We start from the raw sequence: 14,427 nt of genomic DNA, 5'->3' as shown, positions 1-14,427 counted from the left end.
CTAGGCTCTGCTGTCAGTTGCACTCGGGTCGAGCCTAACAACAGTTCCCCCCAACGCCAAGCAGGGAAAACCGTAAGAATTGAGCGTTGCATCGCAACCGCGCGGCATTGACGCGGCGCCGGCGGCAGCTAGGCTCTGGGCATGGATTTCACCGCCCGCATCACCCGCCTGCCCATCCCCGTCGATCCTGCCCGCGGCCTTTCCGCGCTGCAGGCGACCGGCATCGCCGATCCCCGTCTGGGCGAGTTGATCCGGGGGGCCGCCGGTTGCAGCCCCTATCTGGCCGGGCTGATCGCGCGCGAGGCCGACTGGCTGCCCGGGGCGCTGGCGCATGAGGATGTCGTCGCCCGCGAAACCGCCGGGTTCGAGGCGCTTTCCGCCGATGCCCTCGGCCCGGCCCTGCGCCGCGCCAAGCGGCGGGTGGCGCTGTGGACGGCGCTGGCCGATCTGGGGGGCGTCTGGCGGCTCGAGCAGGTGACGGCGGCGCTGACCGATCTGGCGGATCGCGCCACCGACCTGGCGTTGCGCGTCCATGTCGCGGCCGAACAGGCGCGCGGCAAGCTGCCGCCGACCGAAGCCGATGCCGGCGGCATCGTCGCGCTCGCCATGGGCAAGATGGGCGCCGGAGAGCTGAACTATTCCTCGGATATCGACCTGATCGTGCTTTACGACGACAGCGCCTATGCCCGCGACGACCAGCACGAGGCCCGCGCCAGCCTGATCCGCGCCACCCGCAAGGCGGCGGCGACCATCTCGGACAATACCGATCAGGGCTATGTCTTCCGCACCGACCTGCGGTTGCGGCCCGATGCCGCGGTGACGCCGGTCTGCATCTCGCTCTCGGCGGCGCTGGCCTATTACGAGGCCGAGGGCCGCACCTGGGAGCGCAGCGCCTATATCAAGGCGCGTCCCTGTGCCGGCGATCTTGCGGCGGGCGAGCGTTTCCTGCGCGAATTGCGGCCCTTCGTCTGGCGCCGGCACCTGGATTTCGCCACGATCCAGGACGCCCATGCCATGCGGCTGCGCATCCGCGAGCACAAGGGCCTGCATGGCCGCATCGAAGTGCCCGGCCACAACATGAAGCTGGGTCAGGGCGGCATCCGCGAGATCGAGTTCTTCACCCAGACCCGTCAGCTGATCGCCGGCGGCCGCGACCCCGAGCTGCGGGTGCGCGGCACGGTCGAGGGGCTGGCGCGGCTGGCCGAAAAGGGCTGGGTGCCCCCTGACGTGGCCGAGGAACTGACCGCGCATTACCGCGAGCATCGCGAGATCGAGCATCGCATCCAGATGGTGAACGACGCCCAGACCCATTCGCTGCCGAACTCGGCCGAGGGGCTGGACACCATCGCCCGGATGATGGGCGAGGCCGATTCCGCCGCCTGGTCGACGCGCCTGGCCGACCGCCTGCGCCGGGTCGAGGCGCTGACCGGCGATTTCTTCGCCCCCGGCGAGCGGCGGGCGCGCCCGCAGCTTTCGCCCGAGGCCGAGGCGATGGTGGAACGCTGGCGCGGCTATCCCGCCCTGCGTTCGGCCCGCGGCCGCGAGGTCTTTGCCCGGATCGAGCCCGACCTGCTGACCCGGCTGACCGCCGCCGCCCATGCCGGCGAGGCGCTGGCCCGGTTCGATGCCTTCCTGGCCGGGCTGCCGGCCGGGGTGCAGCTTTTCTCGCTTTTCGAGGCCAATCCGCAACTGATCGAGCTGATCGTCGACATCTGCGGCACCGCGCCCGGGCTTGCCGCCTATCTCGCCCGCCATCCCGAGGTGCTGGACGCGGTGCTGGGCGGCAGCTTCTTCGCGGCCTGGCCGGGCGTGGCCGAGCTGCGCCGCCAGCTTGACCAGGTGCTGGCCTCGGCGCTGACGGCGCCGAACGGCGGCTATGAACAGGCGCTGGATGCGGCGCGGCGCTGGGCGCATGAATGGCAGTTCCGCGTCGGCGTCCATCACCTGCGCAGCCTGATCGGTGCCGAGGAGGCGGGCGGCCAATATGCCGACATCGCCGATGCGGCGGTGGCGGCGCTGTTTCCGGTGGTGGCGGCGGAATTCGCGCGCCGGCACGGCCCGGCGCCGGGTCGCGGGGCGGTGGTGCTGGGCATGGGCTCGCTGGGGGCCCGGCAGCTCAATGCCGCGTCGGATCTCGACCTGATCGTGATCTACGATGCCGCCGGTCAGGACAGTTCGGACGGGACGAAGCCCCTGGCGACGCGGGCCTATTACGCGCGGTTGACCCAGGCGGTGATCACCGCGATCTCGGCGCCGACCTCGGCCGGACGGCTTTACGAGGTGGACATGCGGCTGCGGCCCTCGGGGCGGCAGGGGCCGGTGGCGACCTCGGTGCAGAGCTTTTGCGACTACCAGATGACCGAGGCCTGGACTTGGGAGCATCTGGCCCTGACCCGTGCCCGGGTCATCGGCATCTGCGGCGCCGATGCCGCCGCGCTGGCCGATGAGGTCGAGGCGCTGCGCGTCGAGGTGCTGCAGAGCCGCGGCGGCGATCCGCGCGTCCTGCCCGACCTGGCCGAGATGCGGGCACGCATCTTCGCCGCCAAGGCCCCGGACGGCGCTTGGGAGGCCAAGATCGGCCGCGGCCGCTTGCAGGACATCGAATTGCTGGCGCAATGTTTCGCGCTGCGCGCCGGTTCGGCGGCGCGTGCGGCGCCGGCACAGCTGCGCGCCGGCCCGCGCGCCGGCCTGGTCGGGCGCGAGGAGGCGGAAAGGCTTGCCGCGGCCCGGCGCTTCCTGTGGAACCTGCAATGCGCGGGCCGGCTGCTGACCGAAAAACCGCTGGACATGGACAATCTCGGCAAGGGCGGGCAGGCCTTCCTGCTGCGCGAGACCGGCTGCGATACGCTCGAGCACCTCGCCGCCCGGCTGGCCGGGACGGTCGAGACGGCCGGCGGCGTCATCGACGGCATTCTGGCCGGGGTGGAGGCGCGGGCCGCCGCCGGCTAGCCGGGCGCAGCCGGGGGGCCGCGGATCGGGTTTGACCGGCCGAGAGCACCCGGCGGCCGGATCAGAAGCGCGCTTCGTGGCAGAGGGGCGGTGGCTCGGCCTGCGGCCGGTTCTAGCTCACCTCGCCCAGCATGGGCACCAGCCGTTGCGACCGCCCCCCGTCGGAAGGTTTCGCGGCCGACTCGGCTTCGGTCCCGTGATGCAGGGGAATCAGCTGGCCCGGTTTCGCCACGGGCGCGGCGTCCGGCGTCTCGTCCTGGCCGGCGTCGAAGAGGCCGTGCTGGGTCTTGTCCCAGTAGAAGGGCTTCGCCACCACTTCGTAGATCGCCTTCCAGGCCGCCAGGCAGCCGAGCGGGAAATACAGGTGCAGCGTCGGCACCCAGGGCAGCAGATGGCGATGCCGGCGCCCGCGCACCGCCCAGCAGCCGATGGCGATGTTCAGCAATTCCGAGGCCACGAACAGCGTGAACAGCAGGGCGATGGCATGGCCGCCCAGCAGGCCCGACAGCACCCCGCGCATCGGATGCGGCAGGCCGAGGCTGAGCAGCCAGAAGCTCCACAGCACCGGCGCCAGCAGATATTGCGAGACCGAAGCGAAAAGCTGCACCTGCAGCCCGATGAAGCGGCGCGGGCCCAGGTCGCGCCACAGCGCCGCCGGATCGCGCATATGCACGCTCCAGGTCATGGCGAAGCCCTTGAGCCAGCGCGAGCGCTGCTTGACCCAGGGGATCAGCCGGCAATTCGCCTCTTCATGGGTTACGGTGTCCAGCATCTGCGTGCGATAGCCGCGCCGGGTCAGGCGGACGCCCAGATCGGCGTCCTCGGTGACGTTCCAGGCGTCCCAGGCGCCGACCGCCTCCAGCGCCTCGCGGCGGAAGAACAGCGTCGTTCCCCCCAGCGGAACCACCAGATCCAGCGCCGCCGCCCCGGCCAGCGTGCCCCGGAACCACGAGGCATATTCGATGGTGAAGGCGCGGGCCAGCCAGTTGCTGCGCGGGTTGTAATAGTCCAGCACGCCCTGCAGGCAGACCACGTCGGCGGGCGCGAAATGAAAGCCGCGCGCGACCTTGTGCAATTGGTCGGGTTCGGGCCGGTCCTCGGCGTCCCAGACGCCGATGATCGCGCCGCGGCAGAAGTTCAGCGCGTAGTTCAGCGCCCGCGGCTTGGTGCGGATCGGGCCGTCCGGCACCGTCACCACCCGCAGCCAGCGCGGCAGCCGGGCGCCCTCCAGCGCCTCGCAGGTGATGCGGTCGGTCGCCTCGACCACGATCAGGATGTCCATCAACTCGCGCGGGTAGTCCAGCCGCGACAGCCGGCCGATCAGCTTGTCGGCGATATTCGCCTCGGCGAACAGCGGCACCATGACCGAGATCACCGGCAGCGGCGCCGTCATCTCGGCGCGCGGGGCGGCTCCGCGCGCCATGGCCTTGGCCAGCATCCGGTCGCGGCGGTGCCGGCGCAGGATGGCGGCGAAGGAGACGAGCTTCAGCGAGGCCGAGGCGATCAGCGTCAGCACCGCCCAGGCGGTCAGCAGCGCGATCACCGCGATCGGCGCCAGCAGCAGCCCCAGCGCCGCCGCCGCGATCGCGCCCATGGCGATTCGGCCGAAGCGGCGTTCGTTGCGGGTGCGGCAGCTTTCCTGGGCCGGCACCCGGGTCTCGGCCTGGCGGATCAGCGCGGTGCGGCGCAGGGTCAGGATCGCCTCGCGCGCGGCATTTTCCGAGCAAAGCAGCATGCGCACGGCACCGAAGCCGGCGGGCAGGCGGGCGCGCAGCGCCTCGAAATCCTCGGGCCGGGCGGTGGCGATGAAGGTCACGCCGCCGACGCGCCGCCAGGGCACCACGCCCTCGGCCAGGCAAAGCTGCGCGCCCAGGGCGTCGACCAGGCGCGGATCGGGCGGCAGCGCCTTGAGGTCGAGAACGCTGCTGCGCCATTGCCGGGACAGGGCGCGGGTCAGCGCCTCTTCCTGCACCCAGCCGTTCGCCAGCAGGATCTCGCCCAGCCGCGCCTGCTGGCGGCGGCGCATGACCACGGCCTTGAGCAGGTTGCGCGGATCGACTGCGCCGTCCTCGATCAGGATCTGGCCCAGCGGGCGCAGGTCGCGCGGCGCGACCAGCGTCGCCGCGGGCGCGGCCGGGACGACCGGGGCCGGCCCGGTCGGGAAGGGCTTGATAACAGCGGTGCGGGCCATAGCGCGTTTCCCGGTCCAGGTCATTCCGACCCGATCTCTGCCATGCAGAGGGTTAAGAACGGGTTAATCGCGCCGGCTTTTTGCCGGGTTCAGGCGCGGCGGGCGCGCATCGCCTCGGTGAAACGCTCGAACAGATAGGTGCTGTCCTGCGGGCCGGGGCTCGCCTCGGGGTGATACTGCACCGAGAAGACCGGCTTTTCCGCCACCCGCAGCCCGCAATTCGAGCCGTCGAACAGGCTGACATGGGTCTCGATCACGCCCTCGGGCAGGGTCTGGGCATCCACCGCGAAACCGTGGTTCATCGAGGTGATCTCGACCTTGCCGGTTTCCACGTCCTTGACCGGGTGGTTGGCGCCGTGATGGCCGTGGTTCATCTTGATGGTGCTGGCGCCAAGCGCCAAGGCCAGCATCTGGTGGCCCAGGCAGATGCCGAAGATCGGCAGGTCGCGGTCCAGCAGCTCCCGGATCATCGGCACGGCATATGTGCCGGTCGCGGCCGGGTCGCCCGGGCCGTTCGACAGGAACACCCCCTCGGGATCATGGGCCAGCACCTCCTCGGCGGTGGCGGTGGCGGGCAGCACCGTCACCTCGGCGCCGCTTTGCGCCAGCGAGCGCAGGATGTTGCGTTTCGCGCCGTAATCGACGGCGACGACGCGGAAGGGCTTCTTTTCCTCCGATTGGCCGAAGGTTCCGGGCCAGGACCACAGACCCTCGTCCCAGCGATAGCTTTGCCGGCAGCTGACCTCTTTCGCAAGGTCCAGCCCCACGATGCCTTGCCAGTCGCGTGCCTTGGCGACCATGGCGGCGATGTCGAAATTGCCCTGCGGATCATGGGCCAGCACCACATGCGGCGAGCCCTGCTGGCGGATCGCCCGGGTCAGGCGGCGGGTGTCGACGCCGCCGATGCCGATGCGGCCGCGCCGCGCCATCCAGTCGACCAGGTCCGCGCTGGCGCGCCAGTTCGAGGGCTCGGTCGGGTCCCATTTCACCACGATGCCCGAGGCGACCGGCTCGGGCGCCTCGTCGTCCTGCTCGGTCACGCCGGTATTGCCGATATGCGGGAAGGTGAAGGTCACGACCTGGCTGGCATAGGAGGGATCGGTCATGATCTCCTGATAGCCGGTCATCGCGGTGTTGAAGACCAGCTCGGCCACCACTTCCCCGACCGCGCCGAAGCCCTGGCCGTGGAACACGGTGCCGTCGGCAAGCGCAAGACATGCGGTCGGTTTCTGGGGCATCGTCACTCTCCGGGTAAATCGGCGGGAACCTAGGTAAAGGGCGGGCGGGCGTCAAGGCGGGAACCGGCGGCGCGCGGAACTTTGACGGATGGCCGGGGTTGAGGGCACGGCTTGACGGCGGGGGCGAAGCCGGGCACCACCCGGCGGAATTCATTCAGCGAGGATCACATGGGACTGCGCGAGCGTATTCTGGCCGACACCAAGGACGCGATGAAAGCCAAGGAGACGGCGCGGCTCTCGACGCTGCGGCTGATCTCGGCCGCCATCAAGGACCGCGAGATCGCCGCCCGCACCGAAAGCGGCGACGAGGCCGGGCTGAGCGAGGCCGACCTGACCGCCATCCTGTCCAAAATGGTCAAGCAGCGCCAGGAATCGGCCAGGGCCTATGAAGAGGGCGGCCGGCTGGAGCTGGCCGAGCGCGAGCAGGACGAGATCAGGGTGATCCAATCCTATCTGCCGCGCCAGCTGGACGAGGCGGAGACCCGCGCCGCCATCGACAAGGCCATCGCCGATCTGGGCGCCGAGTCGATCCGCGACATGGGCCGGGTCATGGCCGAGCTGCGCAGCCGCCATGCCGGGCAGATGGATTTCGGCGCCGTCGGCCCGGTGGTCAAGGACCGGCTGATGAAGTGACGTGATTCTCCCGGCTCGGGGCGGGTGGCGCATCGCCGGAGCCGGGGCGCATAGCTTTCACGACTCGAAACTGATACAATTATTCTTCTGATGGGCAAAAGCTCGCGCGTGGCGCGGGTTTTTGTTTACATGCGTCCCGACTCGCCGCCAAAGACGCGAGTCGAGGGCGCCCGAGGCGGCGCGGCGATCAGGAGAACGGGCGATGAAGGCATTGGTGCTGGAAGAAAAGGGCAAGCTGACGCTGCGGGATTTCGACATCCCTGCCACGCTGGGGCCCAGGGACGTGCGGATCCGGACGCATACGGTCGGCATCTGCGGCTCGGACGTGCATTATTATACCCATGGCAAGATCGGGCATTTCGTGGTCCGCGAGCCGATGGTGCTGGGGCACGAGGCATCCGGCACGGTGATCGAGGCGGGGGCCGAGGTCACGCATCTGCAGCCCGGCGACCGGGTCTGCATGGAGCCGGGGATTCCGGACCCGACCTCGCGCGCCGCCAAGCTGGGGATCTACAATGTCGATCCCGCCGTGACCTTCTGGGCGACGCCGCCGGTGCATGGCTGCCTGACGCCCGAGGTGATCCACCCCGCCGCCTTCACCTACAAGCTGCCCGAGCGTGTCAGCTTTGCCGAGGGCGCGATGGTCGAGCCCTTTGCCATCGGCATGCAGGCGGCCTTGCGGGCCCGCATCCAGCCCGGCGACATCGCTGTCGTCACCGGCGCCGGCCCGATCGGCATGATGGTGGCACTGGCGGCGCTGGCCGGCGGTTGCGCCAAGGTGATCGTCGCCGATCTTGCCCAGCCCAAGCTGGACATCATCGGCGCCTATGACGGCATCGAGACCGTCAACATCCGCCACCGCCCGCTGGCTCAGGCGGTGGCCGAGGCGACCGACGGCTGGGGCGCCGACCTGGTCTTTGAATGCTCGGGCGCCGCGCCGGCGATCCTGTCGATGCACCAGCTTGCGCGGCCGGGTGGCGCCATCGTGCTGGTCGGCATGCCGGTCGATCCGGTGCCGGTCGACATCGTCGGGCTGCAGGCCAAGGAACTGCGGGTCGAGACGGTATTCCGCTATGCCAATGTCTATGACCGGGCCATCGCGCTGATCGCCTCGGGCAAGGTGGACCTGAAGCCGCTGATCTCGGCCTCGATCCCCTTCGCGGACAGCATCGCCGGCTTCGACCGTGCCGTCGAGGCGCGCGAGACCGATGTGAAGCTGCAGATCGTCATGCCGGAGTGAATGCCATGTATCTGGGGATCGACCTTGGCACCTCGGGCATCAAGGCGATGCTGGTGGACGAGACCTTCGCGACCGTCGGCGTCGCCCATGCGGGGCTGAGCGTCAGCCGGCCGCATCCCGGCTGGTCCGAGCAGGCGCCCGCTGACTGGATCGCCGGCTGCGAAGCCGCCATCGGCCAGCTCGCGCGCGAACATCCGGCCGCGATGGCGCGGCTTCAGGCCATCGGCCTGTCCGGGCACATGCACGGCGCGACGTTGCTCGACGCTTCGGACCGGGTGCTGCGGCCCTGCATCCTGTGGAACGACGGCCGCTCGGGTCCGCAATGCGCGGAACTGACGGCGCGGGCCGATTTTCACGGCATCGCCGGCAATCTGGTCATGGCGGGCTTCACCGCGCCCAAGCTGCTGTGGGTCGCCCAGAACGAGCCCGCGATCTTCGAGCGGACCGTCAAGGTGCTGCTGCCCAAGGATTACCTGCGGCTGTGGCTGACCGGCGAGCATGTGGCCGAGATGTCGGACGCGGCGGGCACGCTGTGGCTGGACGTGGGCAAGCGCGACTGGTCGGATGCGTTGCTGGCCGCGACCGGGCTGACGCGCGCCCAGATGCCCGGGCTGGTCGAGGGCAGCGATGTCTCCGGTCATCTACGCGCCGAACTGGCCGAGCGCTGGGGCATCCCGCGGGTGCCGGTGGCGGGCGGTGGCGGCGACAATGCCGCGACCGCCTGCGGCATGGGGGTGATGACGCCCGGCACCGGCTTTCTGTCTCTGGGCACCTCGGGCGTGCTGTTTGCCGCGACCGAGACTTACGCGCCGAATACCGGCGATGCGGTGCATACCTTCTGCCATGCCGTGCCGAACACCTGGCACCAGATGGGGGTGATCCTGTCGGCGACCGACAGCATGACCTGGTTGTCCGAGATCACCGGCAAGACGGTGCCGGAACTCGCCGCGCTGGTGGGCGACGTGACCGCACCCTCGCCGGTGCTGTTCCTGCCCTATCTCTCGGGCGAGCGCACGCCGCTGAACGATCCCGAGGCCACCGGCGCCTTCCTGGGCCTGCGCCGCGCCACCGGGCTGGCCGATCTGGCGCAGGCGGCCATGGAAGGCGTGGCCATGGCCTTCACCGATTGCGTCCATGCGCTACGCAAGGCCGGCACGCCCATCGAGGCCGCCTATGCGGTGGGCGGCGGCGCGCGGTCGCGGGACTGGCTGCGAATCATGGCCTCGGCCACCGGCCTGACGCTGCTGGAGCCCGAGGACGGCGATTTTGGCGCGGCCTTCGGCGCCGCCAAGCTGGCGGCGGCATGCGCGACGGGCGATACTTCCGAACGCGTCTTTGCCAAGCCGGCCATTCGCGCCGAAGTTGTGCCTGATGCCGGATTGGCCGCAGCCTATGCGGAAAAGTATGAGCGCTATCACACCGCTTATCCGCGGTTGCGGGATTTGACCGGACCTGCCGCGCAATAGCGGCATCAAGGGTTTTCCCCGGAAAGCAAGCCCATGTCGCTGCAATGCGGCATAGGCTTTCTGCTGTGCAGCGAGCTTCTCTCGTCCGGCCGGTGGCGGGGATCTTCAATTCCTGCGTGATTTCGATCAAAAAAGTATCGGTATTTTTTCCGCGCTGATGTGGATCGCCGGCCGGTCGCAAGCCTATGGTTGCCGAACGTCCGCGACGGCCCGTCAGGCTTCGAGACGGGCAGGGAGGAAGGCGATGCAACCCGATCTGGAACTGGTCCACATCCGCAAGGGCGAATCCTTCGCCGCGTGGATGCATGGCTATCCGTTCCGCACGGTGCGCTGGCATTATCATCCCGAATACGAGATCCATCTGGTCGTCGCCACTTCGGGCACCTTCTATGTCGGCGATCATGTCGGCAGCTTCCGGCCCGGCCAGCTGATCATGACCGGCCCGAACCTGCCGCAGAACTGGATCAGCGATATCCCGCCGGGCGAGATCGTGCCGCTGCGCTCGCTGGTGATCCAGTTCCCCGAACCCTTCATCGAGGATGCCTGCGCCGCCATGCCCGAGATGGCGGCGCTGCGCCCGCTTCTGGAGCGCTCGCGCCGCGGCCTGCTTTTCGGCGACGAGACCAGCGCCCGCATCCGCCCGCTGGTCGAGCGGCTGATCGAGTCGCAGGGTATCCGCCGCCTGGCGCTGTTCTGGGAGATCCTGGACATCCTGGCCAACGCCTCGGAATACGAGGTGCTGGCCAGCCTGAGCTTCGAGCTTGACCTGACCCGCACCCATGACGGCGGCATCAACCGCGCGCTGGCCTATCTGCGCGAGCACCTGACCGAGCAGGTCGAGGAGGGCGAGCTGGCCGAGATGGTCGGGCAAAGCCAAAGCGCCTTTTCGCGCGCCTTCAAGCGCCATACCGGCACGACGCTGGTGCGCTATCGCAATCAGCTGCGCGTCGATCTGGCCTGCCAGATGCTGCTGACCGATCCCGACATCAAGGTGGCCGAGATCTGCTACGAGGTCGGTTTCTCGAACCTGTCGAACTTCAACCGGCATTTCCTGAAGCTCAAGGGAATGTCCCCCTCGCAATTCCGCGCGACATTCGCGGCGCAAAAGGCGCTGGTCATGGCGGACTGACGACGACCCGCAACGCGAACTTCACCAATTCGGGCGGCGCGGCGCTGCCCGGAGACGCGCAGGCCATGCCTGCTTTCATCCAGATGGGAGGGAAACCCCGATGAAATCGAAACTGCTCACCGCATCGGCCGCGCTGGCGCTCGTGGCGGCTCCGGCGCTGGCCCAGGACAAGCTGAAGATCGGCATGACCTTCCAGGAGCTGAACAACCCCTATTTCGTGTCCATGCAAGAGGCGCTGAACGAGGCCGCCGCCAGCCTGGGCGCCGAGGTGGTCGTGACCGATGCCGGCCATGACGTCGCCAAGCAGATCTCGGATGTCGAGGACATGCTGCAGCAAAACATCGACATCCTGCTTTTGAACCCCACCGACAGCGCCGGGATCGAGGCCGCCGTGCACGCCGCCAAGGCCGCCGGCGTCATCGTGGTCGCGGTCGATGCGAACGCGAACGGCCCGGTCGACACCTTCGTCGGCTCGAAGAACCGCGACGCGGGCTATATGTCCTGCAAGTATCTGGGCGAGGCCCTGGGCGGCAAGGGCGAGGTGGCGATCCTTGACGGCATCCCGGTCGTGCCGATCCTGCAGCGGGTCGAAGGCTGCAAGGCCGCGCTGGAGGAATTTCCCGAGATCCAGTTGGTCGACACCCAGAACGGCCGGCAGGACCGTTCGGTCGCCTTGGGCGTGGTCGAGAACATGATCCAGTCCAAGCCGAATCTGGCCGGCATCTTCTCGGTCAACGACGGCGGCGCCATGGGCGCGCTGGCGGCGATCCAGGGCTCGGGCAAGGACATCAAGCTGACCTCGGTCGATGGCGCGCCCGAGGCGGTCAAGGCCATCGCCGACGGCGGCCCGTTCATCGAGACCACGGCGCAATTCCCCCGCGACCAGGTCCGGGTCGGCCTGGCCATGGCGCTGGCGCAGAAATGGGGCGCCCGCGTGGTGCCGAAGGAAGTGCCGATCGACGTCATGGTCGTGGACGCCAAGAACGCTGCCGAGTTCAGCTGGTAACGGTTCCTCCCCGCGCCCGCCCCCGCATGTCGCGGGGGCGGGACATTTCCCAGCCATTCAGGAGGGCATCATGCTGGAACTGAACGGAATCCGAAAAAGCTTCGGCAAGATCGAGGTCCTGCACGGCGTCGACATGGAGGTCCGCGCCGGCGAGGTCCATGCGCTGCTGGGCGAGAACGGCGCCGGCAAGTCCACGCTGATGAAGATCCTTTGCGGCATCATCCAGCCCAGCAAGGGCACGATCCGCATCGAGGGGACCGAGCGCCATTTCGCCGATTACGACCAGGCCATCGCCGCCGGCATCGGCATCGTGTTCCAGGAATTCAGCCTGATCCCCTATCTGGACGCGGTCGAGAACATGTTCCTGGCGCGCGAGATGCGCGGGCCGCTGGGGATGCTGGACCGCAGGGCGATGCGCAAGCGCGCCGCCGAGATCATGCGCCAGCTGGCCGTCGACGTACCGCTGGACGTGCCGGTGCACCGCCTGTCGGTGGCCGAGCAGCAATTCGTCGAGATCGCCAAGGCCCTGTCGCTGAACGCCCGCATCCTGGTCTTGGACGAGCCGACCGCGACCCTGACCCCCTCCGAGGTCGAGCACCTGTTCAAGGTCATGCGCGAATTGCGCCGGCAGGGCGTGGCGATCATCTTCATTTCGCATCACCTCGAGGAAATCTTCGAGATCTGCGACCGCATCACCGTGCTGCGCGACGGTGAATTCATCGGCTCCTGCGCGGTTTCCGAGGTCGACAACGACCGGCTGGTCGAGATGATGGTCGGCCGCCGCATCGAGCAGAACTTCCCGCCCAAGCCTGCCGCCGCCGCGGCCGCCGCCCCGGTGGTCGAGGTCGAGGAGGTGCAGTTGAAGAAGGGCGGCCCCGTCTCGCGCTTCGCCCTGCGCAAGGGCGAGATCCTGGGCTTTGCCGGGTTGGTCGGCTCGGGCCGCACCGAAACCGTGCTGGCGATGCTGGGGGCATATCCGGCCCAACGCTGCAAGCTGAAGGTGGACGGGATCGAGAAACGCTTCCGCGGCCCGGACGAGGGGCTGGCGCATGGCATCGGCCTGCTGCCGGAAAGCCGCAAGGAGCAGGGGCTGATCACCAGCTTCTCGATCCTGCAGAACGTCTCGCTGAACAATTACGGCAAGTATCGCAAGAACCACTGGTTCATCGACCTGAAGAAGGAACTGGCCGCGACCGAGACCGCCATGGCGCAGGTCCGCGTCAAGGCGCAGGGCCCGCACGCCCGCGTCGACACGCTGTCGGGCGGCAACCAGCAAAAGGTCGTCATCGCCCGCTGGCTGAACCACGACATGCAGGTGCTGATCTTCGACGAGCCGACGCGCGGCATCGACGTCGGCGCCAAGGCGGAAATCTATGCGCTGATGCGCGCCTTCACCGAGAAGGGCGGCGCCATCATCATGATCTCGTCCGAACTGCCCGAGGTGATCGGCATGTCCGACCGGGTCTGCGTGTTCCGCTCGGGCGGGATCGTGGCCACGGTCGAGGGCGCCGAGATCGATTCCGAAACCATCATGACCCATGCCACGACCGGGAGAGTTGACCATGTCGCATGACGCAAACACCGGCGCGGCCGGGAAAACCGGCGGCTTTTCGTTTGGCCGCCTGCTGCAGTCGCCGCTGGCGCTGCCGCTGATCGGGCTGATCGTCGTATCCTGCCTGATGGGGTTGGCCAGCGACAATTTCTTCAGCCTGGGCAACATCATGAACGTGCTGCGCCAGGTTTCCATCGTCGGCATCCTGGCGGTCGGCATGACCTTTGTCATCCTGACCGGCGGCATCGACCTGTCGGTCGGCGCGGTGATGGCGCTGGTCGGCACGCTGAGCGCCGGGCTGATGGTCAATATGGGCTGGCCCGCGCCGGCCGCGCTGCTGGTCGGGCTGCTGGTCGGCCTGGGCATCGGGCTGGCGAACGGCGTTCTGGTCGCCTGGGGCCGGATGCCGGCCATCATCGTCACGCTGGCCACCATGGGCATGGCGCGCGGCCTGGGCCTGATCTATTCCGGCGGCTATCCGATCAGCGGCATTCCCAGCTGGATTTCCTGGTTCGGGGTCGGCCGCGTCGGCGTGGTCCCGGTGCCGGTCATCGCCATGGTGGTGATCTATGCCCTGGCCTGGGTGCTTTTGCAGCGCACCGCCTTCGGCCGCCATGTCTATGCGCTGGGCGGCAACGAGACGGCGGCGCGGCTTTCGGGGGTCAAGACCCAGCGCGTCAAGCTGGCGGTCTATGGCATTTCGGGCCTGACCTCGGCCTGTGCGGCGGTGATCCTGACCGGGCGGCTGATGAGCGGCCAGCCCAATGCCGGCGTGGGCTTCGAACTGGACGCCATCGCCGCCGTGGTGCTGGGCGGCACCGCCATCGCCGGCGGGCGCGGGCTGATCCTGGGCACGCTGATCGGCGCGGTGCTGCTGGGCATCCTGAACAACGGCCTGAACCTGATGGGCATCAACCCCTATCTGCAGGACGTGATCAAGGGCGCGATCATCCTGCTGGCCATCTATATCGGGCGCGAATGGCGCTGAGCCCCGCCCAACCCATTCAAAAGACAGGAGAACGG

10 protein-coding genes are annotated in these 14,427 nt (G+C 68.6%); 8 read left to right on the top strand and 2 right to left on the bottom strand.

The genetic code is table 11. The features are described 5' to 3' along the window. The first annotated feature begins 141 nt into the window (after positions 1-141). Positions 142-2,949 (top strand): glutamine-synthetase adenylyltransferase, encoded by a 2,808-nt coding sequence (locus tag NBE95_RS01600; protein ID WP_289894161.1) that lies wholly within the window; start codon positions 142-144, stop codon positions 2,947-2,949. 112 nt (positions 2,950-3,061) lie between these two features. On the opposite strand, the gene NBE95_RS01595 is transcribed toward NBE95_RS01600, so the two are convergent. Then, complete coding sequence (locus NBE95_RS01595; RefSeq protein WP_289894160.1) at positions 3,062-5,140, bottom strand: glycosyltransferase; 2,079 nt, start codon at positions 5,138-5,140, stop codon at positions 3,062-3,064. An 89-nt stretch (positions 5,141-5,229) separates the two neighbouring features. Next, positions 5,230-6,378: a glutamine-hydrolyzing carbamoyl-phosphate synthase small subunit gene (gene carA / locus NBE95_RS01590; protein WP_289894159.1), complete on the bottom strand. Its 1,149-nt coding sequence runs from the start codon at positions 6,376-6,378 to the stop codon at positions 5,230-5,232. A gap of 168 nt (positions 6,379-6,546) precedes the next feature. Here carA and NBE95_RS01585 point away from each other — a divergent pair, with 168 nt between their 5' ends. The 7 genes from NBE95_RS01585 to NBE95_RS01555 all read left to right on the top strand — a co-directional run bounded on the left by NBE95_RS01585 (position 6,547) and on the right by NBE95_RS01555 (position 14,392). After that, complete coding sequence (locus tag NBE95_RS01585) at positions 6,547-7,011, top strand: GatB/YqeY domain-containing protein (protein ID WP_289894158.1); 465 nt, start codon at positions 6,547-6,549, stop codon at positions 7,009-7,011. A 202-nt stretch (positions 7,012-7,213) separates the two neighbouring features. Next, a complete protein-coding gene (locus NBE95_RS01580; protein WP_289894157.1) occupies positions 7,214-8,251 on the top strand; it encodes an NAD(P)-dependent alcohol dehydrogenase in 1,038 nt (345 codons plus the stop codon). A gap of 5 nt (positions 8,252-8,256) precedes the next feature. After that, complete coding sequence (gene xylB / locus NBE95_RS01575) at positions 8,257-9,717, top strand: xylulokinase (protein WP_289894156.1); 1,461 nt, start codon at positions 8,257-8,259, stop codon at positions 9,715-9,717. 244 nt (positions 9,718-9,961) lie between these two features. Further along, positions 9,962-10,846, top strand: a complete 885-nt coding sequence (locus NBE95_RS01570) for an AraC family transcriptional regulator (protein WP_289894155.1) — start codon at positions 9,962-9,964, stop codon at positions 10,844-10,846. Between the two features lie 100 nt (positions 10,847-10,946). Further along, positions 10,947-11,852 carry an ABC transporter substrate-binding protein gene (locus tag NBE95_RS01565; protein ID WP_289894154.1) on the top strand — a complete coding sequence of 302 codons (906 nt, stop codon included), beginning with the start codon at positions 10,947-10,949 and terminating at the stop codon, positions 11,850-11,852. Positions 11,853-11,922: 70 nt separating this feature from the next. Further along, entirely contained in the window at positions 11,923-13,425 is a 1,503-nt protein-coding gene (locus NBE95_RS01560; RefSeq protein WP_289894153.1) for a sugar ABC transporter ATP-binding protein, read from the top strand. Beyond that, positions 13,415-14,392: a ribose ABC transporter permease gene (locus tag NBE95_RS01555; RefSeq protein ID WP_289894152.1), complete on the top strand. Its 978-nt coding sequence runs from the start codon at positions 13,415-13,417 to the stop codon at positions 14,390-14,392. Before NBE95_RS01560 ends, NBE95_RS01555 begins: the two co-directional genes overlap by 11 nt. Positions 14,393-14,427 lie beyond the last annotated feature (35 nt).

Origin of the sequence: Paracoccus sp. TOH (assembly GCF_030388245.1) — a bacterium.
GTDB lineage: Bacteria > Pseudomonadota > Alphaproteobacteria > Rhodobacterales > Rhodobacteraceae > Paracoccus > Paracoccus simplex.
This window is presented reverse-complemented; position numbering and strand designations above follow the sequence as displayed.

Coding starts and splice junctions, on each gene's coding strand:
- NBE95_RS01600 (WP_289894161.1), top strand. CDS start 142: ATGGATTTCACCGCCCGCATCACCCGCCTGCCCATCCCCGTCGATCCT.
- NBE95_RS01595 (WP_289894160.1), bottom strand. CDS start 5,140: ATGGCCCGCACCGCTGTTATCAAGCCCTTCCCGACCGGGCCGGCCCCG.
- carA (WP_289894159.1), bottom strand. CDS start 6,378: ATGCCCCAGAAACCGACCGCATGTCTTGCGCTTGCCGACGGCACCGTG.
- NBE95_RS01585 (WP_289894158.1), top strand. CDS start 6,547: ATGGGACTGCGCGAGCGTATTCTGGCCGACACCAAGGACGCGATGAAA.
- NBE95_RS01580 (WP_289894157.1), top strand. CDS start 7,214: ATGAAGGCATTGGTGCTGGAAGAAAAGGGCAAGCTGACGCTGCGGGAT.
- xylB (WP_289894156.1), top strand. CDS start 8,257: ATGTATCTGGGGATCGACCTTGGCACCTCGGGCATCAAGGCGATGCTG.
- NBE95_RS01570 (WP_289894155.1), top strand. CDS start 9,962: ATGCAACCCGATCTGGAACTGGTCCACATCCGCAAGGGCGAATCCTTC.
- NBE95_RS01565 (WP_289894154.1), top strand. CDS start 10,947: ATGAAATCGAAACTGCTCACCGCATCGGCCGCGCTGGCGCTCGTGGCG.
- NBE95_RS01560 (WP_289894153.1), top strand. CDS start 11,923: ATGCTGGAACTGAACGGAATCCGAAAAAGCTTCGGCAAGATCGAGGTC.
- NBE95_RS01555 (WP_289894152.1), top strand. CDS start 13,415: ATGTCGCATGACGCAAACACCGGCGCGGCCGGGAAAACCGGCGGCTTT.